The following is a 22,111-nucleotide window of genomic DNA, read 5'->3' as shown; positions in this document are numbered from 1 at the left end:
TCATTCCCCAACGCTGATGGCGACTTTGTGCCGAGCGAGCATCGTCAACAGGTGCACAAAGTTGCTGGGGTAATCGATGAGGTAGCGTTTGATCGTATGAGGCTCGCGATACATTCGATAAAACGCGCGCAGGTGCAGGCGATTGATCATCGCCGGGTAGTACTGCCGCGTGGCCAGGGCTTCCTGGCGAATGAACCCGCCACAGGTGAAGGCGACACCGCGAAAGCCTGCGCGCAACGCATCCTGTTCGAACTGCTCTTGCAGTCCCGCGCCCAGGCCAACGATCAGGATGTCCGCTTCGCTGTGGCAAATGTCGGCCTGAATGGCCTCGGCCTGCGAGGTATCAAAGTAGCCGTTGTGGTAACCGGCGATGGCCAGTTGCGGGTAGAGGCTCTTGATCTTGCTGATGAACAGATCCAGTTCAACTTGCCGAGCGCCGACGAAATACACGCGCTTGCCCAGTTGCTCAGCGCTGCCGAGTACAAGATCGGCAATCGAGGTGAAGTCAAAGCTGACCCGGCCGATCGTCTTGCCGGTTACGCGAGACATGAAGGTCGACATCAGCATGCCGTCGCAAAAATAGTTGATGGTGCTTGGGGTCTGCCCGAACACGCTGCCGATGGAGGCGAAGTTGATGAAGGAGTAGGCCTGGTTGGCCTCCAGTAATTTCGGTGAGTACTGCCCGACTAATTCCAGCTTGAACATGGCGCGGCTCCTTTCAGATGACTGAGGGGGTCTGCCGCCCCACGGAAACGTAGGTGAAGCCGCGTTTGCTCAAACGCTGTGGATCGAACAGATTGCGTCCGTCGAAGATCAACGGCTGTTTGAGCCGCTGACTGAGCAGGTCGAAGTCCGGTGCCCGAAACGATTGCCACTCGGTGACGATGATCAGCGCGTCGGCATTTTTCAGTGCCGCTTCCTTGGTGCCTGCCAACGTCAGGTCATCGCGCGAGCCATAAATGCGCTGGGCTTCTTCCATGGCTTTTGGATCAAACGCCTGAACGTTGGCGCCGGCCTGCCACAAGGCCTCCATCAATACGCGGCTGGGGGCTTCGCGCATGTCGTCGGTGTTGGGTTTGAAACTCAGCCCCCAGAGGGCAAAGGTCTTGCCGCGAAGGTGGCCGTCGAAGTGATTGAACACTTTGCTGTACAGGCTGGTTTTCTGTTCCTGGTTGCGCGCCTCGACGGCCTTGAGGACCCGGGCATCAATGTCGACGCTGGTGGCGGCATGTATCAGCGCTTTCACGTCTTTGGGAAAGCACGAGCCGCCGTAGCCGAGGCCGGGGTAGATAAATTGATAACCGATGCGTGGGTCGGAGCCGATGCCGTGGCGGACATTCTCGATGTCGGCACCGAGTTTTTCGGCGAGGCAGGCCATTTCGTTCATGAAGCTGATCTTCGTCGCCAGCATGCAGTTGGCGGCGTACTTGGTCAGTTCAGCGCTGCGAACGTCCATCACAATGATTTTTTCGCGACTGCGATTGAACGGTTCATACAGCTCGCGCATGACCTCTTCGGCACGCGAGCTGTCGGTGCCGATGATGATCCGGTCGGGCCGCATGCAGTCTTCGACCGCGCAGCCTTCCTTGAGAAATTCCGGATTGGAGACCACGTCGAACGTCAGGTCGCTGCGATTGTTGTCGGCCAATACCTGCTCGACACGCTCACGCACCAGGTCCCCAGTGCCGACCGGCACCGTGGATTTGTTGACGATGATGTGGTGCCGATCCATGTTCGACGCGATGGTTTGCGCCACGCTCAACACGTATTTGAGGTCTGCCGAACCGTCTTCGTCTGGCGGTGTGCCGACGGCAATCAACAGCACATCGCCATGGTGAACGGCCTCGGCCAGATCAATACCGAAGCGCAGCCGGCCACTTTGATAGTTGTCCCGCACAAGGTTTTTCAGACCCGGCTCGTAGATGGGCAGCGCGCCTTCCTTCAGCGCCTCGACCCTGGCAGCGTCGACATCGACGCAGAGCACGTTATGCCCAACCTCGGCCAGTGCGGCGCCTTGAACAAGGCCCACGTAACCAATACCGAATACGCTCACATTCATGGTCAAACCTCAGGTCGTCGTGACGGTTGTCAACGCAGGGCAGGGGGGGCTGTAGAGCTGGGGCAGGGGTCAGTAGATGTTTTTCGAAAACAGCGTGAAGGGCGTCTTGATGAGGATTTTTATGTCGAGCCACAGCGACCATTGGTTGATGTAGTTGAGGTCTTGGGCGACGCGCAGCTGCATTTTTTCCACCGTCTCGGTTTCGCCGCGATGCCCGGTGATCTGGGCCAACCCGGTGATGCCCGGCTTGAGACGATGGCGGGCCATGTAGGCGCGGACTTTGCCGGTGTAGTAAATGTTGTGAGTGACGGCATGCGGGCGCGGGCCGACCAGGGCCATCTGCCCGGACAGGACATTGAACAACTGGGGCAATTCGTCGATGGAACTGCGGCGCAGCAAGCGTCCGATCGGGGTGATGCGATCATCGTCACGGGTGGCTTGGCGCACCTCGTGGTCGTCGTGGACGCGCATCGAGCGAAACTTCCAGACCTTGATCACTTCACCGTTGCAACCGTGGCGGTTCTGCTTGAACAGCACCGGGCCTGCGGAGGTCAGTTTGACCGCTGCCGCCACCACCAACAGCAAGGGGCTGAGCAGAATAATCGCCACGGTGGCCAGGCTGCGTTCGAACAGGTCCTTGCAAAACAGGCTGGCCGGATGCGAGCTGATCAGGCTTTCATTGAGGTAGATGGCCGGCATCCGCTCGATTTCCGAGATCGAATGGTTGAGCAACACCATGCTGCCGAAATCCGGGATCCACACCACGTCGACATTCATGTCCAGCAGGTCGATGTAGAGCGCTTCGATGGTGGCGGCATGCGCCATGGTCAGCACGACGTAGACGCGACGCACTTCCAGGCGCGTGATGATTTCGCGAATCGCGTCAACGTGACCGAGCAGCGGCAGAATGCTCGGGGCCGGGCCGCTGTTATCGGCGGCGGCGATGAAACCCAGTACCAGCGCGCGATTTGGCCTGGAGAGTTTTTTCGCCAACTCATGGGCCGTCGGGCAGGTGCCGATGATCACTGAACGACGCTCGTTACAGACCTTGCGCGAGTGCAGTCGGGCCAAATAATGAAGGGGCAGAAAACTCGCCGCCTGCACCACGAAACCCAGCACCGCCCAGACAATGATCACCTGGCGCGAAAACGTCGCACTGGTCTGGGTGATGAAGGCAATCGCCGCGAGCACGGCCAGCAGGATCAACCAGCCGGCGAGCAATCTGCCGAGCCCGACCAGCAGGCCATGGCGTTTGTGGTAGACCTTCATCAGACTGTAAATCGGCACTGAACCGAGCACCGTCAGAATGATCAGGACGCGGTATTCGCTGGTCAGACTGCCGACGCGCCAATACACGAGCAGCATCAGCAGCGAAGTCACCAGCGACAGCGCACACAGCCACTGGCCCCAGAATGTCAGGCCACGGCGTTGCGTCATATGAGCGGTATAGAGCGGTGTCATCGGCTTAACCTCAGGCAACAGTCATCCATCAGCGCTAATCAGGCAGACACGAGGTGTCTCCTGAAGGCTGTTCCGTAGTTCGGCAGAGGTGAAGCGGTTGTGTGATGGCAGAACGGGGGCAACGGCAGGCTTGTTCGCCCGACGTTACCTGGGCGCGAAGTCGTAGTTATAGAACGCCCGGGAGTGGTGGTGGCCATACTTGCGCGCCTTGCGCAGGTCCACCTGATTGAGCACGGTGCCAAATACCGGCACATGGCTCTGTTGCAACATGGCAAGGCCCCTTTGCACTTGGCTGATGGGCGTGCTGTCGGCCTTGACTACATAGATCACCGCATCCGAGTGCTTGGCCAGCAACAACGCGTCGCTGATCATCTCCGCAGGGGGTGAGTCGATGATGATGTGGCGGTAACGCGATCTGAGTACCTCAAGCATGCGCGCCATGCGCGGCGAGCTGAGCAAATCCTGTGGTGGCGGCTGCAACGCGTTCGGCGAAGTGGCAGGGGAAGGCAGGCGCGGTGCGGCGAACATATCCAGCGAAGGCGGCAGAACCTTCCCGGCCGGCAGCATGTCCAGGTTGCCCACCGAAACGATGCAGTCTTCGAGCCTGGCGGTGCCTGCAATGACGTTCGCCAGTCCCGGACTGTCCGGTGGGAAGTCGAAGTTCAGCGCCAGGGTTGGCTGACGCATGTCAGCATCGATCAACAGCACCCGCTCCAGCGAACTCAGTGAACTGGCCAGGTTGTTGGCAATGGTGCTTTTACCCTCACCGGCAACGGTCGACGTCACCAGTACCACCTGCGAGGGCATTTCGCTGCTTTGCAACATCAGCCAGGTGCGCAGATTGCGAATGGTCTCGGAAAAACGCGGGTTGTCGTTGTCTTCGAACAAGCGCGCCAGTTGCCGGCGAGTTTTCTTCGTTACCAACGGCACGACGCTGAGCAGTGGAATGTTGAGCGCGCTTTCGATCGACTCGTCGGTTTTGAAGGTATTGCTCAGGCTCTCGAAGAGCAGCGCCAAAGCAACGCCGATCACCGCAGCGATCAACCCGACGATCCCGACAATCAAAGTTTTACGGGGCTTGCTCGCCTCAACTGGAACAATGGCCGGGTCAACGATGCGCACTTTGGTCGAGTCCATGTCGGCGGTGGCCGTGGTCTCTTTCAAACGGGTGACGAACGTTTCATAGAGCGCGCGGGAGCTGTCGACCTCACGCTGGAACTCGCGTAACTGGAACTCTTTGCGAGCGATGTCCTGGATTTGCGCCTTGTTGCTGTTGAAGGATTGGCGCAGCGAGGCTTCACTGGCCGTCGCGAGCTGGTATTGCCGTTCAATACCGGCCACCACTTGCTGGACTTGCAATTGCAGGCTGGTGGTGGCGGTGCGCAATTCGGACTGCGCAGACACCAGGCTCGGGTGTTTTGGACCATAGCGTCCCGCCAGTTCATCAACCTTGGCCTGGGCCAAGGCGCGGTCCGCCTGAAATTTCTGCACCAACGGGTTGCTCAAGACGGCAGGCACGCTGGAGAGCCGACTTAGATCGCCATTGCTCAGAGACTTCGCCTGGCGGTACTCGCTCTCGGCTTCAGCGCGATTACGACGGGCGTCAACCATGCGATTACCGGTCATTTCCAGTTCGTTGGCGCTGATAGTGGCAACCCCACCAACGTCGACCAGGCCTTGCTCTTCGCGGTAGCCCTGAAGCTTTTTCTCGGCCGCACGCAAGTTGTCACGCAGCTTGACCAGCCTTGTGTTCATCCACGCCGTGGTGGTTTGCGACGACTTCTCGCTGGTGTCGAGCTGGCTGTCGGTAAAACCCTGGGCCAGCGCATTGGCTGCTGCGGCCGCCAGATCAGGGTCGGGCAGCTCCACCTCGATTTCGAGCAATTGGCTCTTGCCGACGAACTTGACGCTGGTGTGCAGCATTAGGTTCTGCGTGACCTGATTGAAGACGTCTTCTTCGGTGAGCACATCTTTGAGCGGCATCAACATGCCCAGCCCCGGAACCCACTGCTCGAGATCAAGTTTGGTCAACCATTGGCGCGGTGTGAACCAGGGCTTCGGTTGCTGCCGCGGGTCGGTGACCGGGTGAGTCGTCAGGCCGAGTTTTTTCACCGCGCGTTCGGCAAGATCCCGCGATTGCAGGAGCGCTTGCTGGGTCTGCAAGTAATCCGTGGCGTTGCCGCCTGAATCCTTGACTTGCTGGAAGGACATCAGCGGAGGCGTTTTATCGTTGAACAGCAACGTGGTGCTGCCGATGTATTGCGGGGTGATGGTCGAGACCACCACGGCCGCCAGCAGACCGCTCACCAGAACCAGCCATCCGATGCTCCATTTGGCACGCCAGATCACCCTCCAGAGCTTTAAAAGATCAATGGTGTCCTTGTCTTCGCTGTACTGCTGATGCAGATGCGCTTGAAGAGGACGTTCGACGTAGGTGCTAGGGCTGTTGTCCATGATTAGAAAAAGCCTTGTGCAATGGAAATGGTGTCGCCGGGGGCAATCGTGGTGTTTCGCGTAACGTCATCGGTGAGGGTCGAACCACCGTCACCGCGCAATATGGTCACGCGCTTGATTGAGGCCCGCTCGGTCAAGCCACCGCCCAATGCGATGGCTTTCTCTAGCGTCAGGCCGGGCACGAATGGATAGCTGCCGGGTTTTTTCACTTCGCCATTGATGTAGAACGAGCGGTATTCGATCTGGCTCAGGCTGACTTTCGGGTCGATCAGGTAACCCTGTTTAAGCCCGTCCACAATGATTTTTTCGACCTGGCCGGGGGTGAGTCCTTTGGCGGAAATCTCGCCCAGAAAAGGGTAGGAAAAGGTGCCGGCGTCGCTGAGACGGATCTTTTTCAGGCTCAACTCCGGCTCACCGAACACGATGATGCGCAAGACATCACCAGCCGCCAGTTTGTATTGAGTGCCGGGGTCTGCTGCATACGCAGAAGGGACAAAAACCAGCGCGAACAACAAGACAAAGGTGTGTGTGTTCATGTCGAGACCCTCTTAAAGGCTGACGTTGAAGCTGATCTGAAACACGTTGCGGCTGAAGCTTTCATTGTCGGCATCAGAATCGTTGTCGCGGAAGCGATAACCGAGTTCGATATCCAGCCATCGGCGCATCGCGTACACCACCGCCAGGTTGTAGTCCTGAAGATTGTCGGTTCGGTTTTGACCTTCGTAGACATAACGCCCGACCCCGGCTTGTGCCACCGTGGTGATGCGTTCCGTCCAGCCATGACGCCAACCCACCTGGGTGAACGTCGACTTCACGGCTTCAGCGCCATCGTCACCTTCAGCGAGGGCCTGGCGAGCAACAAAGGTAAACGTCGAGTAAGTTCGCGGCTTCCATTGCAAATCCACTTGCCAGGTGGGGTTGTTGAGGTCATTGGATTCGTCGCTGTCGAAGTTCTTTCGCTCATAACCGAGGCGGACTTTGCCCGTGGTGCGAGCCGTGAAATCCCATACGGCACCGGCCAGCACGGCATCTGATTTACTGCTGCGCGGACTGTTGGCTTGCTGGTAATCAAAGTTGGTGTGGTCATATTCCAGCAGGCCTCGGGTATTACTGCCGATGCGGTGGTACCAGGTGCTGGTGAGTGCGGTGGTATTGCGTTCTTTGTCGTCGTTGATGCCATCGGCATTGTCGTAACGCAGTTCGGCGTAATTGGCCCCGAACTCGAGTTGATTGTCAGCGCTCTTGGCGCCAAAGGTGTAGAGGCCACCGACCTTTTTGTTGTTGAGCTTGTCGTTGACGCCTTCGACCGCCGTCGATTCCGTGCGCTCCCATTTCCGATATTCGGCTTCGAGTTTCAGCCGATGCCGGTCGGTGAACTCCATGACGCTGTCCGCACGCACACGTTGCGCCGTGTTCGAGGCATCCGACTCGTCGTGATAGATGTAGCGAGTGGGCTGCCAGATCAGCCGAGTGGCGCTGTTGCGATCTTCGGCTTTGAGTTCGAAGGAGGGCGCCAACTTGGTAATCATGGAAGACTGCGTATTGTTTTCCACTTCGCGAAAGTTGTCGTCATAACTTTCTGAAAACAAAAAAGACGGAGTGAAATCGAATCCGTAAACATTTATCGCTTGCGGTTCAATACTCCAGGCCATTCCGGAATAAAGAGAGGCCGTCATCAGTACAACAGGGCAACGTGACATCAAGGCCATGTTATAGCTCCTGAGGAAAAGGCATATAGAGGCAGGCAGCTAGTTATAGTTTTGATAGCTGGGTTGTTGACGTTCAAGAACGCTGAGTGGCAAGCAGACAGATTGCTCCCGGTTGAGAAACTGCAGAAGGATCATCACCCGGTCGGTACCGTGCGCAGCAACGAATACGCCTTCCAGTGTCGACAGTGGGCCGCTGATGATCTGCAAATGCTCGCCGGGTTTGAGCGCTTCGTCCGCGTCCGACTCTGATTCAAGACAGCGCCCACGCAAATGCTCGATGACGTGCTCTGCCACCGTCGCAGGACCATGGTTGAATTCGACAATGCGACTGACACCGCGAGTGGAACGCAAGGGCGCCCAATTGTCGTTGCGGCTGAGTTGGATAAACAAATATCCGGGGAAGAGGGATTCCAACACCCGCTGTCGTTTCCCGCGAATGACGCGTTCACTGACTAGCTGGGGGTGGTAGACCACATAATTCTGTTGGAGGAGGTTGAGGTGGGCACGTTCATCCTGACGTGGTTTGCATTGCAATAAGTACCAATTAGGTCGATCTGAGCTGGTTGCTGGCATGCTGGTAAACTCTGTAATGATCGAAAGTTTATGCAGGCAGTAGCTCAATGGTGGGCTAAGAAGAGACCGTTGGCAGAAGAGTGTTTTTATTATGATGTAACGCAAGGGTGTTTCAATAATGAATCACATAAGGTTTCATTAAGGTGCGTGACGCCAGGGCGTGACGCTATATTGTGCAGCGCACTAGGAGCGATTAACCGTCTAACTTTTACAGAGACAAAGCTACCGCACGGTCTGCATATCGCAGCGTTTATGATAGGTAGCTAAGTAGTTGTCTCTAAAATGTCAGCTGTCGAGTAAATTAGCGCTCGCGCCTTGTTCGACGAGACCTTGGTAGTTATCGGCCAGTCTTCACGGTCTGTCAAACGTTCCTTGTCAAAAAACACGCCATTAATCCAATAATGAATTCGGCCGATTACATCTTTTTGTTTTTATTGAGTATTTATTTCTGACGGATGGCTCGGAATTTTTTCGTCTTTCAAGGTGAAGGCTAATAGGCAAGATCAACAGGCGAATCCCCATAGTTGGGGATTATTATAAAGTCTGGACTGCGTTTCCCGATCAACGCTATAAGTATTCACCTATTGAGTTGATTGGAGCAGGGACTATGACCGTTCTTGTGACAGGTGCTGCGGGCTTTATTGGATATCACACGGTCAAACGATTGACTCTGGACGGTCACACAGTAATAGGCATCGACAACCTCAACGATTATTACAGCGTGGCGCTCAAACAGGCGCGCCTCAAGCAGTTGAGCGAGCTGCAAGGTTTCCGTTTCCACACGATGGATATTGTCGATAAGCCGGCCTTGATGGCGCTGTTCGATGAGCACGATTTCACCGAAGTCGTCCACCTGGCCGCTCAGGCGGGTGTTCGCTATTCACTGGATAACCCGGATGCCTACGCGCAGTCGAATCTGGTGGGATTTTTGAATGTGCTGGAAGCCTGTCGACATTATCAGCCCGCGCATCTGATCTACGCGTCTAGCAGTTCGGTGTACGGTGCCAACAGCAAGCAGCCTTACCGTGTCGACGACGCGGTCGAGCAACCGGTTTCCCTGTACGCCGCCACCAAACGCGCCAATGAATTACTTGCCCACAGTTACTGCCATCTCTACGGGCTGAAGGCCAGCGGGCTGCGGTTTTTTACCGTTTACGGGCCATGGGGTCGACCGGACATGGCGCTATTCAAGTTCACCGAAGCGATCCTGCAGGGCCGTCCGATAGATGTTTACAACCATGGTCAAATGGCGCGGGACTTTACCTACGTCGATGACATTGTTGAAAGCATCGTGCGGCTGTGTCCGAAACCGCCGGTAGCCGACAAGGAGGGCGAAGGCGTCAACCGGATCTTCAACTTAGGGCGCGGCAGCCCGGTAGCGCTGCTGGATTTTGTCGATTGCCTGGAGACGGCATTGGGCACAAAGGCTCAGCGCAACTTTATGCCGATGCAAGCGGGCGATGTCATCAATACCTGGGCCGATGTTTCGGCGCTGGCAGAATGGATCGGTTTTTCTCCGCAGGTGGAGGTTGAAGCAGGGGTGGCGCAATTTGTGAAGTGGTATCGCCAGTATTATCAGGTTTAACGCCTATGGCTGATTCGTTCTGGTCAGTGGCACCAGCGTTTCACAACCCTCTCGAGTGGAAAGATCAGCCTCTACGCAGAGGTCTTGCGGCATATCGATGTTCGCCTGACGCGCTGAAGTCAGTACTTTCGCGCCTTCAGCGAGAAGCAGGTTGACCAACGCTTGCCGACACCTTTCGTGCCGCCGGTTACCAGGATCCGCTTGCCGCCCAAATCAAGATTCATGGCGTAATCTCTAGAGAGTGAATCCGACCATCTTGCAGCGTAAACGCGTGGTTCAAATTGATTGGACTGCCAGGGAAGTTGCCAGTAACGCGAGCCGTGACGGTCAATGTGCCAGCGTGCTCGGCCACCTCAATTGGCTCGACCTGGTAGGTAAACGCCTGCCGGGCTTCGCGCTGCCATGATTCGATTGCCTCGAGCCCTTCGTGTGTGCGGTTTTCGTCAAACATCTACCCTAGGAGGGCGGTAGGGCAATCGAGCGAGTATGAGTGTCAGCCACTCGCAGTTTTATGTCGGTCGCTCAGGTCAGCAGTTAATCCCCGGCGGACATTAGATAATGTCCGCCGGGTTTTCAGCTCTTACTTAGGCATCAGCACTGTGTCAACCACATGGATGACGCCGTTGGACTGCATGACGTCAGCAATGCTGATCGCGCTTTTGCCACCTTTGGCGTCCATCACCGATAGTTTTCCATCGTGCGCCATGACGGTGAATGACTCCCCCTGCACGGTTTTCAACACAACCTTGCCGCCATTCATTTTGGCGTCCGCCATCAACTGCTTGGCGGTGTGAGTACCAGCAACCACGTGATACGTCAGTATCTTCGTCAAGTCTGCCTTGTTTTCCGGTTTGACCAGTGTGTCTACGGTTCCGGCGGGTAATTTGGCAAAGGCTTCGTTGGTTGGTGCGAAGACGGTAAATGGACCTTTACTATTAAGCGTGTCCACGAGGCCGGCGGCCTTGACCGCCGCCACTAGGGTCGTGTGGTCTTTCGAGTTGACGGCATTCTCGACAATAGTCTTGTTCGGATACATGGGGGCACCACCTACCATGACGGGTTCGGCGGCAAAGCTTGGTGACGCAGCAAAAAAGAGGGTAGCGAAGCAGACCGCGGCGATGCGTTGAGCAAGGGTAAGCATGGTACTTCTCCTAGATTCTTCGGTCCTTCGGATGAAGGTGATAAATGTACGGAGCAAGTCCCTGAACGGATGCATCAGGGCGACCATATTTTCCCTTGGGCGATGACCGGTCTGGTCGGCACCCTGATAGGTGAGCCGTTCAAAGATTCTAGAGAGAATGTAGGCATCGGCTGACAGTAGGCACAGTGAACGAGGTTTGCCATCAGCGTCGACCGGCTTGAGCGCTCTTATTCTGCCAATAGGCGGATCGAGTGCGGACTGCACGTTCGTCGGCTCTCCGGCTATGTATGATTGACAACACTCCTACTCCGGCTCCGCGAATCTGTCGATTGCATCGTCTAGGGCTTCAAGTAAGCATCCGTAGTACGACCGGATGCTCGTTTAATGATGAAGCGGCTCAACTCTAAGCCGCGACTTGTCGTCATTTGGCGTTAGCTGCTTTTTCGATCAAGCTGGCAACGATTTTCGGGTTGGATACCATCACCACATGAGAGGCGCCCTTGACTGCGACGGTTTGCTTGGCATGTGCCCGCTCGGCCATGAACACCTGGGCTTGTGCCGGGATGTTCTTGTCGGCGGTCCCATAGACGAACCAAGAAGGAATGGTTTTCCAGGCCGGCTCGGTCGATGCTTCGTTTAGGGCGGCGACAGTGACGGGACGTTGAGTCGCCGCCATGACGCGTGCGTCAGCGTTTGAGACGTCCGCCGCAAACTGGTCGTGAAATTTGTCTTGTTGGATATACAGATCCTTACCGCCGTCAGCCAAGGCTACTGGAGGGGCGAGGGTAGGGCCCAGCGTACCGCCTGGGAAACGTCCAGATAATTCTGCGGTGGATTCACCTGCTTCGGGTGCAATGGCTGCGACGAATACCAGCGCTTTAACATTGGTGTTGCCATAAGCCGCTTCGCTGATGACCGGACCACCATACGAATGCCCGACCAGCACAACGGGCGTTTTGATGCTGGCGAGCACGTCGGCGACCGACTGAGCATCACCTTTGAGTGAGCGCAACGGGGTCGACGCTGCGATCGCTGGGTAGCCATCTTTTTCCAGAATTTTGACGACGCCATTCCAACTGCTGGAATCGGCGAAAGCGCCATGAACCAATACGACAGTCGGTTTGACCGGCGCAGCCATCGCTGCGGTGGCTGTAACCATTGCGGCCGCTAAGGCCAGGCCTGAGAATAACTTGTTCATCTAGAGTTCCTGTGTGTGACGAAGGTTGACGCAATTCCATCAATTTGTGCCGGGTACAGAATCAGCCCTCCCTTTCGGGTGGGCACGTAGTAAGTCTTTGCAACGATTCAGAACCTTCTTTGCATCATCAAAAAAACGAATTTCATCAAGTTGATGCCTCTGCGGCCGGTTGCAAATCAATGCACTGCGTGGCCCATGGTCTGCCCTAAACAAACCCGGGAGAACGACCAAAAAAGACAATCTACTGTTCCGGTTTTTGAAATGGCCGCGATTATTTCGGTCGGGAGAGGCGTTGCGCTTGAGGGGTTATTGAATTCAAAACTGATGAAATTCGACGGAATGCGTCCCTGCACAACCTCTAGAGAAGATCCTTTGATTTTGATCAGTTCGCGCAAAATCAATTTAGAGTCCTCGATGCCCTGTAGGCCAGATGCCGATACTCGTTAGCCCGCTCACTCCCAAAGGCTTTTTCTCACTACTGCCTTCAAGTACTTTTCGCGAACGTCGATACAGCAAAGACAAAAAGGGAGAATCTCATGCAAATCAATGCCGCTGCCCACGCTTCGATTAAAATCATAGAACCCTCAAATGCTGCGAAATCAGTGCCGAGTGAGACGTCAGGCGACTCCGACGTACCAGCAGTTACCGAAGGTGTAAAAGTGACTTTGTCCCCCGAGGGGACTGCGAAAGCGTCAAGTGAGACCGACAAAAATGCGGATATCGACGCTAGCAATCTACCGGATGGCGTTAAAAAAATTCTCAAAGCGATAAGAGACATCCAAGAGAAAATTCAAAAGAAAATGGAAGAATTGGATGCCATCAAGAACAATCACTCTCTGAGCGAAAAAGAGCGTGAGGGGAAGGTACAGGGCATTCTCGGGGAGTTAGGTATTCTCACTAGCCAGCTCACTACTACCACGAATGATCTGCACCGCACAGAAAACGAGATGAAGCTCTCGTCTTCGATGAAAAAGCTTTCGAACTCCCTTTCAGCTCCTAGAGATTGACATACACCGCCGCGCATGGAGCCTTCACTAACATCACCGCTTTCGACCACTTTGACACGGTAACGCTCCTCCGCGAGTTCTGACCAGCCAAGCAGGTCGGCCCGCCTCAGGCTTGTCGGCACTCGATTCGGAAGAGACCTCCAGCTGCGTATTGCTCTAAATCCTTCCTGAATAGATTGATTGCCTGTTCAGAAGCCTCTACCAACATTGTTTCATCCTGCACAATTAAGCCATGACATCTCTGCTCATTCTCTAAACCCCATTTATTGGTGAAACTGTTCCCAGAAGCGATCAACTATTGGAGTTGTCGCAGCGTTCTCCATTAATGGGAGATTCCAATGTTTGGCACTCATCAATCCTGTCCTGGCGTCTCCCATCCGGATACCTCAATGGTGCTTCATCGTGAGCACGAAGCCGGCTTCTTGCTTCCCCAATTCATGGGGGGCTTGGCAAGTGAGACCAGCGGATTAGGCATGACTGATTTGTGCCAACCGCAATCAGGCGGAGGTTTTTTTTCGAGGCTTTGTACCTCACTGATGCATTCGCTGAAGCTCCGGTCGTTATTCCTCAAATGAAATTGGACAGCCGGGCGCTGTGCATTCCCTGCAGAGAACTGAAATGAGCTACGACTTCGATCTATTTGTCATTGGTGCCGGCTCGGGTGGAGTGCGTGCTGCAAGGTTTGCAGCAGATTTTGGTGCAAAAGTAGCGGTTGCCGAAAGTCGATACTTAGGCGGCACGTGTGTGAATGTCGGCTGCGTTCCAAAAAAGCTGTTGGTTTACAGTGCCCATTTTTCTGACGACTTCGAACAGGCCGAAAGCTTCGGCTGGACAGCGGGCAAGGCGAATTTCGACTGGTCATCGCTTATTGCGAACAAGAACCGTGAGATCGATCGTCTCAATGGCATCTACCGTAAGCTTTTGATTAATAGCGGCGTCACGTTGCTCGAAGGCCATGCGCGATTAGCAGATGCGAACCATGTTGATGTGAACGGCCAGCGTTTCAGCGCTGAGCGGATTTTGATTGCGACTGGCGGTTGGCCGCGGATCCCGGAGATTCCGGGACACGAGTATGCGATCACTTCGAATGAAGCATTCTTCCTGGAAGAGTTGCCTAAGCGAATCCTGGTGGTCGGCGGTGGTTACATTGCCGTCGAATTCGCCGGCATTTTCAACGGGCTAGGAGCTGATACTCGGCTGCTGTACCGAGGCGATATGTTTTTGCGAGGATTCGATCAGTCGGTTCGTACTCATCTGGCAGAGGAGTTGACTAAGCGCGGGTTGCGATTAGATTTCAACACTGACGTTGTCCGAATTGATAAGCAGCCAGACGGAAGTTTGCTAGCGACGCTTCAGGATGGAACGCAGCTCGAAACTGATAGCATCTTCTACGCCACTGGTCGAAGGCCTATGCTCGATAGTCTTGGGCTGGAAAACACGCGCGTCGAACTCACCGAGGCTGGCTATATTGACGTGAATGAGCACTTTGAAACTCGCGAGCCTTCCATATTGGCTCTGGGTGATGTTATTGGCGGTGTCCAGTTGACACCCGTTGCGACAGCAGAGGGCATGGCAGTCGCCCGTCGGTTGTTCAAACCTGAGCAATATCGTCCGGTCGATTATCGGCACATTCCGACCGCTGTGTTCAGTCAGCCGAACATAGGCACGGTGGGGCTTACCGAACAGCAAGCCGTTGATCTGGGCCACAAAGTAGTTGTGTTCGAGAGCAGGTTCCGCCCTATGAAATTGACTCTCACCGAGTCGTCAGAACAGACGCTGATGAAGCTGGTAGTGGACGCAGAATCTGATCGAGTTCTGGGATGCCACATGGTCGGTCCGGACGCGGGGGATATCATTCAAGGCTTAGCGATTGCTCTTAAGGCGGGTGCCACCAAACGACTTTTTGATGACACTATTGGCGTTCATCCGACCTCCGCAGAAGAGTTCGTTACCCTCCGTACGGCGGTGAGCAGCCGGTGACTGATCAGGTCAGGGTGCGCTTTTTTCATTTTTGCTTGATCAGGAATTTTCGAGTGAGGTTCGCGACGTCTTCCAGCCGGGTGTCCATAACGAAATGTCCCCCGTCGAGAATCGCAATCTCTGCATTGGGCAAGTCCCGGCGAAAAGCTTCAGCGCCTGCAACGGTAAAGGCCAAATCATGCTTGCCCCAGATAACCAGTGTGGGTAGCTGATGTTCACGCAGCCATTTCTGCCACGCCGGGTAGGCATCGATATTGGTGCGATAGTCGTAGATCAGTGCCATTTGAATCGCGCCTTCACCGGGGCGGTTGAGGAATGCCACTTCGTCCTGCCATAAATCGGGGTTGTACGCTGTGACGTCTGGATCGCTGCCGACATGCCGCTGTCGGGTTACGTCCAGGGATAAATGAGCAGCCTGAAATTTGGCCTCATAGGCGTTGCGATCAGCCCAGTAGGCTTTGCGGCTGTCCCACATCTTACCCAGGCCTTCTGCATAGACATTGCCATTTTGGAACACCATTGAGGTTATGGCTTCGGGCCTTGCCATCGCTAATCGCATACCGACGGGAGCGCCGTAGTCTTGCATAAACAAGCTGTACCGTTTGAGCCCGACTGCATCTGTGAAGTGCTCAATCACCTTCGCAAGGTGATCAAATGTGTAGACGAACTTGTCTGGTGGGGGCGCATCGCTGTTACCGAAGCCTGGGTAGTCCGGAGCAATGAGGTGGAAACGGTTACCCAATTGCTTCATGAGATCATCGTACATGCGAGACGAGCTGGGCACTCCATGAAGGAGTAATACGGAGGGGGCGCTGGGATCGCCAATTTCTCGATAGGCAATATTTACGCCATCGACTGTCACTTGGCGATACTTCATTTTTGGCGTTTCTGCTTGGGCATGTCCGAAGCCCAAAAGCATCGTCAAAACGAGAAAGGAGAGGTATTTAAGTAAGGGCATCACCGGTACTCCAGTGGTTGCAGAGCTAATCTGCGGAGAAGTTTGGTCTGCGCGTTGATGTTGTTTTGCGCTGTATCCAATACTCGATAAACCACTGAATCTGAGGAATGACTAATAATGACAATGCGGTATTTCACCTGGTGAAAGAATCATGAGGACGGGAGTACTCTAATCCCGACACAGAGCTGGGCATCTGCGCGGCAGCGGTGCTCACGGAAGATCCATTCCATTTTGGGAGACTCGGTTGAGAAAAATAAGCTGATACCTGCTCTGCCAATCGCTGCGCAACGGTCAGAGATACAATGCATTACGAACCCAATCTTGCGGTGATCCAATGCTTCTAAGACATTTGCGGTATCTGTTGGCAGTAGCTGACCACGGTGGTTTCACCCGAGCCGCAGAAGTCCTTCATGTGTCTCAGCCGACACTGTCGCAGCAGATACGGCAGCTGGAAGAAACGCTTGGCGTCAGCCTTTTTGACCGAACATCCCGGACTGTCAGACCCACAGATGCTGGGCTCGCCTACATCGAATGCGCCCGGCGCGTACTGGTGGAGCTGGCGGCGGGTAAACGGGCATTGCACGACGTGAAAGACTTGTCCCGTGGCACGTTACGGCTTGCCATGGCCCCAACCTTCATGGCGTACGTCTTAGGTCCACTAGTGCGTGATTACATCTCCCAATTCCCGAACATTCGCTTAGAGATTTTCGAGTTGTCGATGGGCGACATCGAAACGGGATTGGTCGATGACTCGCTGGATATAGCTGTTGCATTTGACCAAGTGAGAAACGCCGATATCGAATCAATCCCGGCCTTCGTCGAGACGCTCGGTCTGATGGTTGGGCGCGCTCACCCACTCTATGACTGCCAGGAAGCACTCACGACGGGCCAGTTAGCTCAACTGGATTTTGCTTTGCTGACCCCTGACTTCGCTACGCGCATTTGTATCGATGAGTACTTCACCAAAGCGAAAATCACGCCCAAGGTGACGATCCAGGTCAACTCCGTAAACACGTTGCTTGAAGTCATTCGAAACACCGCGGTCGCCACCATTCTTCCTGAACCCATCGCCACGCAGGATCGCGCTCTGCACAAGCTAGCCTTGCTCGACAAGGCGCCTCAACGGGGAGTGTCGATTCTAAGGCGAAAAAATAACTACCACAGTGCCGCGTCGGTCGCATTCATGAATTTGATGCTTGGATCCGCGGCAGTGGACTGAGAATAGGGTGCTGACCATTACGCCCAGTGAAATGCTGGATTGTAAATAATGGTAATTCCTCTGTTTGGTAGGGGAGAGCAAGATGACTCCATCGACACGATCACCGGGTCGAATCCAGAACAACCGGAGTACGTCATGTCCCAACAACCAATCAAGCTTTATCGTCATCCATTGTCTGGCCACGCGCATCGTGTCGAATTGATGCTCTCACTCCTCGGCCAGCCAACAGAATTGATATTTGTGGATCTGATGAAGGGCGCGCACAAAATGCCCGAATTCCTAGCGCTCAACAGCTTCGGCCAAGTACCGGTGATCGATGATAACGGCACCGTTCTAGCTGACTCGAACGCCATTCTGGTCTATCTCGCTGCTAAATACGGCAACGGTGAGTGGCTGCCCACTGATCCTGTAGCGCAAGCAAAAGTACAACGCTGGCTGTCCGTTGCCGCCGGGCAGATCAACTCAGGCCCCGCTACCGCTCGACTGATCACGGTGTTCGGTGCCGGTTACAATGCGGAGGATGCGATCAGCAAGTCCCACACCCTGCTGACAGTGATGGAGCAAGAGTTGGGTAAAAGCAAATTCCTGGCTGGCGACAAACCGACCGTTGCAGATGTCGCAGCCTACACGTACGTCTCCCATGCTCCAGAAGGCAATGTTGCACTGACTGACTATCCTAACGTTCGGGCCTGGTTGAGCAGTATCGAGGCATTGCCAAATTTCGTAGGTATGCAGCGTACTGCCAAGGGTTTGCAACAAGCTTGATCCAGCGGCCGGAGCTACCCGGGAAAAATTCCGGGTAGTCTTCGCTCATTCAACTACGATCTCTTCGAATTTTCGCCTGTCGCACTAGTCATCTGGATAGGGTTTGCACTAGTCGCTCTAGGCGACACTTTTTTGCATCTACGTCTGCTCGCTCTCGCGATCAGATCTTGCTGTCCCTACACCACGGCTGAGTCGCCTATGGATCGCTTTCAGGAAATGCAGATATTCATGACGGTGGCCGAAGAAGAAGGTTTTGCGGCCGCCGCCCGTCGTTTGAATATTTCTCCCCCCAGCGTTACCCGTGCCATTGCTGCTATGGAGGAACGCATCGGCACTCAGTTGCTTTCACGCACAACTCGTAGCTTGCACTTGACTGAGGCAGGGCAACGGTATCTTGATGATTGTCGGCGAATACTCGGTGAGGTCAATGAAGCGGAGGAAGCTGCTGCCGGCAGCTACTCAATTCCGTGTGGGCACCTGACGGTGACAGCTCCCGTGCTTTTCGGTGAGTTGTACATTGCGCCTTTGCTGGCTGAGTACTTGGATCAATTTCCTTCTGTACATCTCAACGCGTTACTGGTTGACCGCGTGACAAGCATGGTTGATGAAGGTATCGATGTGGCGATCCGTATTGGCCATCTGCACGAGAATAATCAGCACGGTATCAAAGTTGGCGAGGTGCGCCAGGTAATTTGTGGCGCCCCCAAGTATTTCGAGGAATTCGGCAGACCCCGCCATCCTGGAGAATTAGGTTCTGCCAAAATCGTTATGTCTTCCGCGAGCCATTTGTTGAGCGATTGGCAATTTGAAAATGAAGGAAATGCACTAAGCTTTCGTTTCGATCCGCGGCTAGTCGTTACCGCAAATCAAGCTGCCATCAATATTGCTTGTCTGGGCTGGGGTGTGACACGCGTGTTGTCCTACCAGGTGGCTAGTCAAGTAGCCGCCGGTGAACTGGAGGTAGTACTCCAAGATTTTGAACCGCCCGCTTTACCCATCCAGGTCGTTTACCTCAAGAGTAACCGCGTACCAGCGAAGATACGTACGTTCGTGGATTTCCTCACGGAACGTCTGGGACGTGATACCGCGCTTCGACCTACTATGAAAAGCGCGCTCTAATGGACCGCTTTCATGAAATGCTTATGTTTGAAGCGCTCTCAGAGCGGCCAAGCCTGGCGGCAGCTGCGCGCCGTTTGAACGTTTCTGGCCCGACAGTCGTTCGCGCGATTGCCCGATTGGAGGCGCGCCTAGGGGTGCCGCTATTGCAACGAAGCACTCGTGGAGTTTCGTTGACTGAGTCGGGTGCTGCTTTTATGGCTGATTGCTCCCGCATCCTCAAAGAAATCGAAGACGCAGAAGCATCAGCTAAAGGCCTTCATGTTCAGGCTCAGGGAAATCTGACTGTATTGCTTCCACTCCTTTTCAGCCGCTATGTAATGACGCCTTTGCTTGCGAATTACATGGAGTTTTATCCCGAAGTCAGAGTATTCGCCCATTATCATGATCGTTTTCCGAACATGAACGAGGAGGGGCTTGACGTGGCCGTGCTGGTGGGGAATTTGCCCAGTTCATCGTTGATCGCCAGGCCTGTTGGTTTCGTTCGTACGATCGTTTGTGGCAGTCCTGCCTATCTCGAAGCCCATGGTGTGCCCGCCGAGCCTGAGGATCTTAAAAGTCACCGGCTGATTGGCATTCAAGCTTATCGGGAGAAGATCAACTGGGATTTTTCCAACCAAGGCTTTCAATCCACCATTAAGGCCCGATCACGCGTCAGCTGCACCACTGTTCAATCTGCCATCGATGCGGCGGCTCATGGCGCGGGGCTTACGCGCTGCCTCAGTTATCCCGCCTACGATTATTTAAATGGCGGTCGGTTACGCAGGGTGTTGCAACCTTTCGAGCTGCCAGCGCTTCCAGTTCATGTCGTTTACCGAGAAGGGCGTAGAGCTTCAATGAGAGTGCGCAGTTTTGTCGACCACATTGTCGAGGGCCTGCGCGAACATCCGGCAATGTTGCCGGATGTTCATTGAGCGTTCGGCGATCGCGGACTGAGGTCGCCGACGAGCTTCATTTGGCGTTCGCTGCCTTTTCGATCAGGCTGGCGACGACTTTCGGATTGGACACCATCACAACGTGCGACGCGCCTTTAACTACGACGGTCTGCTTGGAGTGCGCTCGTTCAGCCATAAAGGCTTGGGCTTGTGCTGGGATGTTCTTATCAGCGTCGCCGTAGACAAACCAGGAAGGGATGGTTTTCCAGGCCGGCTCTGTGGATGCTTCATTGAGTGCTGCAACCGTTACGGGACGTTGAGTCGCAGCCATCAATTTGGCGTCTGCGTTGGAAACGTCGGCTGCGAACTGGTCGTGGAATTTGTCTTGTTGGATATACAGATCCTTACCGCCGTCAGCCAAGGCTACGGGGGGGGCGAGGGTAGGGCCCAGCGTGCCACCCGGGAAACGTCCAGATAACTCTGCGGTGGATTCACCTGCTTCGGGTGCAATAGCGGCGACGTATACCAGTGCTTTGACATTGGCATTGCCGTAAGCCGCTTCGCTGATGACCGGGCCACCATAGGAGTGCCCAACCAGCACGACCGGCGTTTTAATGCTGGCGAGCATGTCGGCGACCGACTGCGCGTCACCTTTGAGTGAGCGCAGCGGGTTCGAGGCTGCGATCACTGGATAGCCATCTTTTTCCAGGATTTTGACGACGCCATTCCAACTGCTCGAATCGGCGAAAGCTCCGTGTACGAGCACTACAGTCGGTTTGACCGGCGCGGCCATCGCTGCGGTGGCTGTAACCATCGCGGCTGCCAAGGCCAGACCTGCGAATATCTTTTTCATCTGATGTTCCTGTGCAAACGGGAGATGGGTGGTGGAGCGACAGGAATATTTAGAACGCTAGCTGTGTCCCGTATGTGTCCGGTTTTCCAGTGCTATGCATGGAAACGTGTCTGATACGGCCTTTGCTACAAACCGATACAAACGTCCCCCAGCATTTCAGCAGGCGAAACATTGGATTGTGTTTTGTGTTCGTTCTCACCAAAGCGATTAAAGCGGAGCATGCGTTTCAAGCACTTTATTAAACGCCTGACCGCGGAGACAACAATGAAACGAGTACTCATGCTGTTAGCCAACGGTGTAGAACCAATGGAAATGGCGGCCTTCACTGACGTGCTCGGTTGGGCCGATTTGCTCGGCGATTGTCCTCTTGAGTTAGTGAATGCAGGCCTACGCAAAAAAATCATCACCACATTTGGTCTCGCGCTTAATCCGAGCTTTCTGCTCCGTGATCTAGACGTGAGTAGCTTTGATGCACTGGCTTTGCCGGGGGGTTTTGAACCTGCAGGATTCTATGAGGAAGCTCTTAGTGAGCCTTTTCTTGAAACCATTCGACAATTCGTTGAAGCCGGCAAACCCGTCGCCAGCGTCTGCGTGTCATCGGTGTGTTTGGGGGTAGCAGGCGTGTTACGTGGCAAGCATGCAACCACCTATCACCAAGAGGGAGGAAAAAGGAAAAACCAGTTAGTGGAAAGCGGCGCTCTCTTCGTAGATCGACCAGTCGTTGTTCACGACAACATCATTACTTCCAGCGGTCCTGGTACCGCCACAGAAGTCGCTTTTTTGCTGCTGGAAAAACTAACCAGTTCAGAAAACGCGACTTATATCCGTCAAAAAATGCGTTTCGCTACACCCGATCGTGATTGGTACGACGCGCCGCAAGTAGCCTAGCCCCACTGAGTATTCTGTATCGACTTTCTGGAGGCAATTGTATGGCTGACACCGCACTCATCCTCGTTGGTATTCAGAACGACTTTTTTTCCGGTGGAAAATGGGAACTCAATTCGAATATCTGTCCTGGTTTTCCCGTCGATGTGTTCAGAGGTTATACCGATGTCAAAACCATCCGAAGTATTGGACTACTACTACTGGCCAACACCGAACGGGCAAAAGGTGGCGATTTTTCTTGAAGAATCTGGTCGACTTTATACAGCCCACCCG

Annotated in this window: 20 protein-coding genes; 9 read left to right on the top strand and 11 right to left on the bottom strand. The window is 54.6% G+C overall.

Translation table 11 applies throughout. The annotated features are described in order from the left end of the window. The 7 genes from ACA043_RS15235 to rfaH all read right to left on the bottom strand — a co-directional run bounded on the left by ACA043_RS15235 (position 1) and on the right by rfaH (position 8,256). Entirely contained in the window at positions 1-705 is a 705-nt protein-coding gene (locus tag ACA043_RS15235; protein ID WP_187679860.1) for a WecB/TagA/CpsF family glycosyltransferase, read from the bottom strand. A gap of 13 nt (positions 706-718) precedes the next feature. Then, the gene (locus ACA043_RS15230; protein ID WP_497657317.1) at positions 719-2,059 is read right to left on the bottom strand and encodes a UDP-glucose dehydrogenase family protein; all 1,341 of its coding nucleotides are present in this window, start codon (positions 2,057-2,059) and stop codon (positions 719-721) included. 69 nt (positions 2,060-2,128) lie between these two features. Then, positions 2,129-3,520: an undecaprenyl-phosphate glucose phosphotransferase gene (locus ACA043_RS15225; RefSeq protein WP_497657316.1), complete on the bottom strand. Its 1,392-nt coding sequence runs from the start codon at positions 3,518-3,520 to the stop codon at positions 2,129-2,131. Positions 3,521-3,664: 144 nt separating this feature from the next. Continuing rightward, complete coding sequence (locus ACA043_RS15220) at positions 3,665-5,974, bottom strand: GumC family protein (protein WP_497657315.1); 2,310 nt, start codon at positions 5,972-5,974, stop codon at positions 3,665-3,667. A gap of 2 nt (positions 5,975-5,976) precedes the next feature. Beyond that, positions 5,977-6,510, bottom strand: coding sequence for a polysaccharide biosynthesis/export family protein (locus tag ACA043_RS15215; protein ID WP_489880471.1), 534 nt, complete (start codon positions 6,508-6,510; stop codon positions 5,977-5,979). A 12-nt stretch (positions 6,511-6,522) separates the two neighbouring features. Further along, positions 6,523-7,626 carry an outer membrane beta-barrel protein gene (locus tag ACA043_RS15210; protein WP_497659651.1) on the bottom strand — a complete coding sequence of 368 codons (1,104 nt, stop codon included), beginning with the start codon at positions 7,624-7,626 and terminating at the stop codon, positions 6,523-6,525. Between the two features lie 96 nt (positions 7,627-7,722). Beyond that, the gene (rfaH, locus tag ACA043_RS15205; protein WP_497657314.1) at positions 7,723-8,256 is read right to left on the bottom strand and encodes a transcription/translation regulatory transformer protein RfaH; all 534 of its coding nucleotides are present in this window, start codon (positions 8,254-8,256) and stop codon (positions 7,723-7,725) included. 607 nt (positions 8,257-8,863) lie between these two features. Between rfaH and ACA043_RS15200 the strand changes: the two genes are divergently transcribed. After that, the gene (locus ACA043_RS15200) at positions 8,864-9,841 is read left to right on the top strand and encodes an NAD-dependent epimerase (RefSeq protein ID WP_497657313.1); all 978 of its coding nucleotides are present in this window, start codon (positions 8,864-8,866) and stop codon (positions 9,839-9,841) included. A gap of 580 nt (positions 9,842-10,421) precedes the next feature. Here the strand turns inward: ACA043_RS15200 and ACA043_RS15195 are convergent. After that, the gene (locus tag ACA043_RS15195; RefSeq protein ID WP_489880564.1) at positions 10,422-10,982 is read right to left on the bottom strand and encodes a fasciclin domain-containing protein; all 561 of its coding nucleotides are present in this window, start codon (positions 10,980-10,982) and stop codon (positions 10,422-10,424) included. Positions 10,983-11,403: 421 nt separating this feature from the next. After that, positions 11,404-12,180, bottom strand: coding sequence for an alpha/beta fold hydrolase (locus ACA043_RS15190; protein ID WP_497657312.1), 777 nt, complete (start codon positions 12,178-12,180; stop codon positions 11,404-11,406). Between the two features lie 536 nt (positions 12,181-12,716). On the opposite strand from ACA043_RS15190, the gene ACA043_RS15185 reads away from it, so the two are divergent. Together ACA043_RS15185 and gorA are read left to right on the top strand one after the other, a co-directional pair. After that, entirely contained in the window at positions 12,717-13,187 is a 471-nt protein-coding gene (locus tag ACA043_RS15185; RefSeq protein ID WP_489880475.1) for a chemotaxis protein, read from the top strand. A 618-nt stretch (positions 13,188-13,805) separates the two neighbouring features. Then, entirely contained in the window at positions 13,806-15,167 is a 1,362-nt protein-coding gene (gene gorA / locus ACA043_RS15180) for a glutathione-disulfide reductase (protein WP_187680556.1), read from the top strand. A gap of 25 nt (positions 15,168-15,192) precedes the next feature. Here the strand turns inward: gorA and ACA043_RS15175 are convergent, their stop codons facing one another. Next, positions 15,193-16,125 (bottom strand): alpha/beta fold hydrolase, encoded by a 933-nt coding sequence (locus ACA043_RS15175; protein WP_489880477.1) that lies wholly within the window; start codon positions 16,123-16,125, stop codon positions 15,193-15,195. A gap of 334 nt (positions 16,126-16,459) precedes the next feature. On the opposite strand from ACA043_RS15175, the gene cynR reads away from it, so the two are divergent. From cynR to ACA043_RS15155, 4 genes are all read left to right on the top strand, one after another. Then, positions 16,460-17,344 carry a transcriptional regulator CynR gene (cynR, locus tag ACA043_RS15170; RefSeq protein ID WP_497657311.1) on the top strand — a complete coding sequence of 295 codons (885 nt, stop codon included), beginning with the start codon at positions 16,460-16,462 and terminating at the stop codon, positions 17,342-17,344. Positions 17,345-17,479: 135 nt separating this feature from the next. Beyond that, positions 17,480-18,109, top strand: coding sequence for a glutathione S-transferase family protein (locus tag ACA043_RS15165; RefSeq protein WP_187680557.1), 630 nt, complete (start codon positions 17,480-17,482; stop codon positions 18,107-18,109). 198 nt (positions 18,110-18,307) lie between these two features. Continuing rightward, on the top strand, positions 18,308-19,228 hold the full coding sequence (locus ACA043_RS15160; protein WP_187680558.1) for a LysR family transcriptional regulator: 921 nt from the start codon (positions 18,308-18,310) through the stop codon (positions 19,226-19,228). Next, entirely contained in the window at positions 19,228-20,139 is a 912-nt protein-coding gene (locus ACA043_RS15155; RefSeq protein WP_401264150.1) for a LysR family transcriptional regulator, read from the top strand. The genes ACA043_RS15160 and ACA043_RS15155 overlap by 1 nt, the downstream gene beginning before the upstream one ends. Before the next feature lie 37 nt (positions 20,140-20,176). On the opposite strand, the gene ACA043_RS15150 is transcribed toward ACA043_RS15155, so the two are convergent. Next, positions 20,177-20,953 carry an alpha/beta fold hydrolase gene (locus ACA043_RS15150; RefSeq protein ID WP_401264152.1) on the bottom strand — a complete coding sequence of 259 codons (777 nt, stop codon included), beginning with the start codon at positions 20,951-20,953 and terminating at the stop codon, positions 20,177-20,179. Positions 20,954-21,172: 219 nt separating this feature from the next. On the opposite strand from ACA043_RS15150, the gene ACA043_RS15145 reads away from it, so the two are divergent. Both ACA043_RS15145 and ACA043_RS15140 read left to right on the top strand, forming a co-directional pair. Next, positions 21,173-21,841 carry a DJ-1/PfpI family protein gene (locus ACA043_RS15145; RefSeq protein ID WP_497613953.1) on the top strand — a complete coding sequence of 223 codons (669 nt, stop codon included), beginning with the start codon at positions 21,173-21,175 and terminating at the stop codon, positions 21,839-21,841. Positions 21,842-21,882: 41 nt separating this feature from the next. After that, complete coding sequence (locus tag ACA043_RS15140; RefSeq protein WP_401264154.1) at positions 21,883-22,080, top strand: hypothetical protein; 198 nt, start codon at positions 21,883-21,885, stop codon at positions 22,078-22,080. The last annotated feature ends 31 nt before the right edge of the window (positions 22,081-22,111 follow it).

This window comes from Pseudomonas sp. LBUM1648 (assembly GCF_059716145.1).
Note: the sequence above shows the minus strand (reverse complement) of the source record. Positions and strands in the feature narration are given on the sequence as shown.

Bases quoted from the DNA above. Each gene is read 5' to 3' on its own strand.
- ACA043_RS15190 (WP_497657312.1), bottom strand. From the start codon at position 12,180: ATGAACAAGTTATTCTCAGGCCTGGCCTTAGCGGCCGCAATGGTTACA.
- ACA043_RS15215 (WP_489880471.1), bottom strand. From the start codon at position 6,510: ATGAACACACACACCTTTGTCTTGTTGTTCGCGCTGGTTTTTGTCCCT.
- ACA043_RS15210 (WP_497659651.1), bottom strand. From the start codon at position 7,626: ATGGCCTGGAGTATTGAACCGCAAGCGATAAATGTTTACGGATTCGAT.
- ACA043_RS15185 (WP_489880475.1), top strand. From the start codon at position 12,717: ATGCAAATCAATGCCGCTGCCCACGCTTCGATTAAAATCATAGAACCC.
- ACA043_RS15155 (WP_401264150.1), top strand. From the start codon at position 19,228: ATGGACCGCTTTCATGAAATGCTTATGTTTGAAGCGCTCTCAGAGCGG.
- ACA043_RS15140 (WP_401264154.1), top strand. From the start codon at position 21,883: ATGGCTGACACCGCACTCATCCTCGTTGGTATTCAGAACGACTTTTTT.
- gorA (WP_187680556.1), top strand. From the start codon at position 13,806: ATGAGCTACGACTTCGATCTATTTGTCATTGGTGCCGGCTCGGGTGGA.
- ACA043_RS15220 (WP_497657315.1), bottom strand. From the start codon at position 5,974: ATGGACAACAGCCCTAGCACCTACGTCGAACGTCCTCTTCAAGCGCAT.
- ACA043_RS15175 (WP_489880477.1), bottom strand. From the start codon at position 16,125: ATGCCCTTACTTAAATACCTCTCCTTTCTCGTTTTGACGATGCTTTTG.
- ACA043_RS15235 (WP_187679860.1), bottom strand. From the start codon at position 705: ATGTTCAAGCTGGAATTAGTCGGGCAGTACTCACCGAAATTACTGGAG.
- ACA043_RS15160 (WP_187680558.1), top strand. From the start codon at position 18,308: ATGGATCGCTTTCAGGAAATGCAGATATTCATGACGGTGGCCGAAGAA.
- cynR (WP_497657311.1), top strand. From the start codon at position 16,460: ATGCTTCTAAGACATTTGCGGTATCTGTTGGCAGTAGCTGACCACGGT.
- ACA043_RS15230 (WP_497657317.1), bottom strand. From the start codon at position 2,059: ATGAATGTGAGCGTATTCGGTATTGGTTACGTGGGCCTTGTTCAAGGC.
- ACA043_RS15225 (WP_497657316.1), bottom strand. From the start codon at position 3,520: ATGACACCGCTCTATACCGCTCATATGACGCAACGCCGTGGCCTGACA.
- ACA043_RS15150 (WP_401264152.1), bottom strand. From the start codon at position 20,953: ATGAAAAAGATATTCGCAGGTCTGGCCTTGGCAGCCGCGATGGTTACA.
- ACA043_RS15165 (WP_187680557.1), top strand. From the start codon at position 17,480: ATGTCCCAACAACCAATCAAGCTTTATCGTCATCCATTGTCTGGCCAC.
- rfaH (WP_497657314.1), bottom strand. From the start codon at position 8,256: ATGCCAGCAACCAGCTCAGATCGACCTAATTGGTACTTATTGCAATGC.
- ACA043_RS15200 (WP_497657313.1), top strand. From the start codon at position 8,864: ATGACCGTTCTTGTGACAGGTGCTGCGGGCTTTATTGGATATCACACG.
- ACA043_RS15145 (WP_497613953.1), top strand. From the start codon at position 21,173: ATGCGTTTCAAGCACTTTATTAAACGCCTGACCGCGGAGACAACAATG.
- ACA043_RS15195 (WP_489880564.1), bottom strand. From the start codon at position 10,982: ATGCTTACCCTTGCTCAACGCATCGCCGCGGTCTGCTTCGCTACCCTC.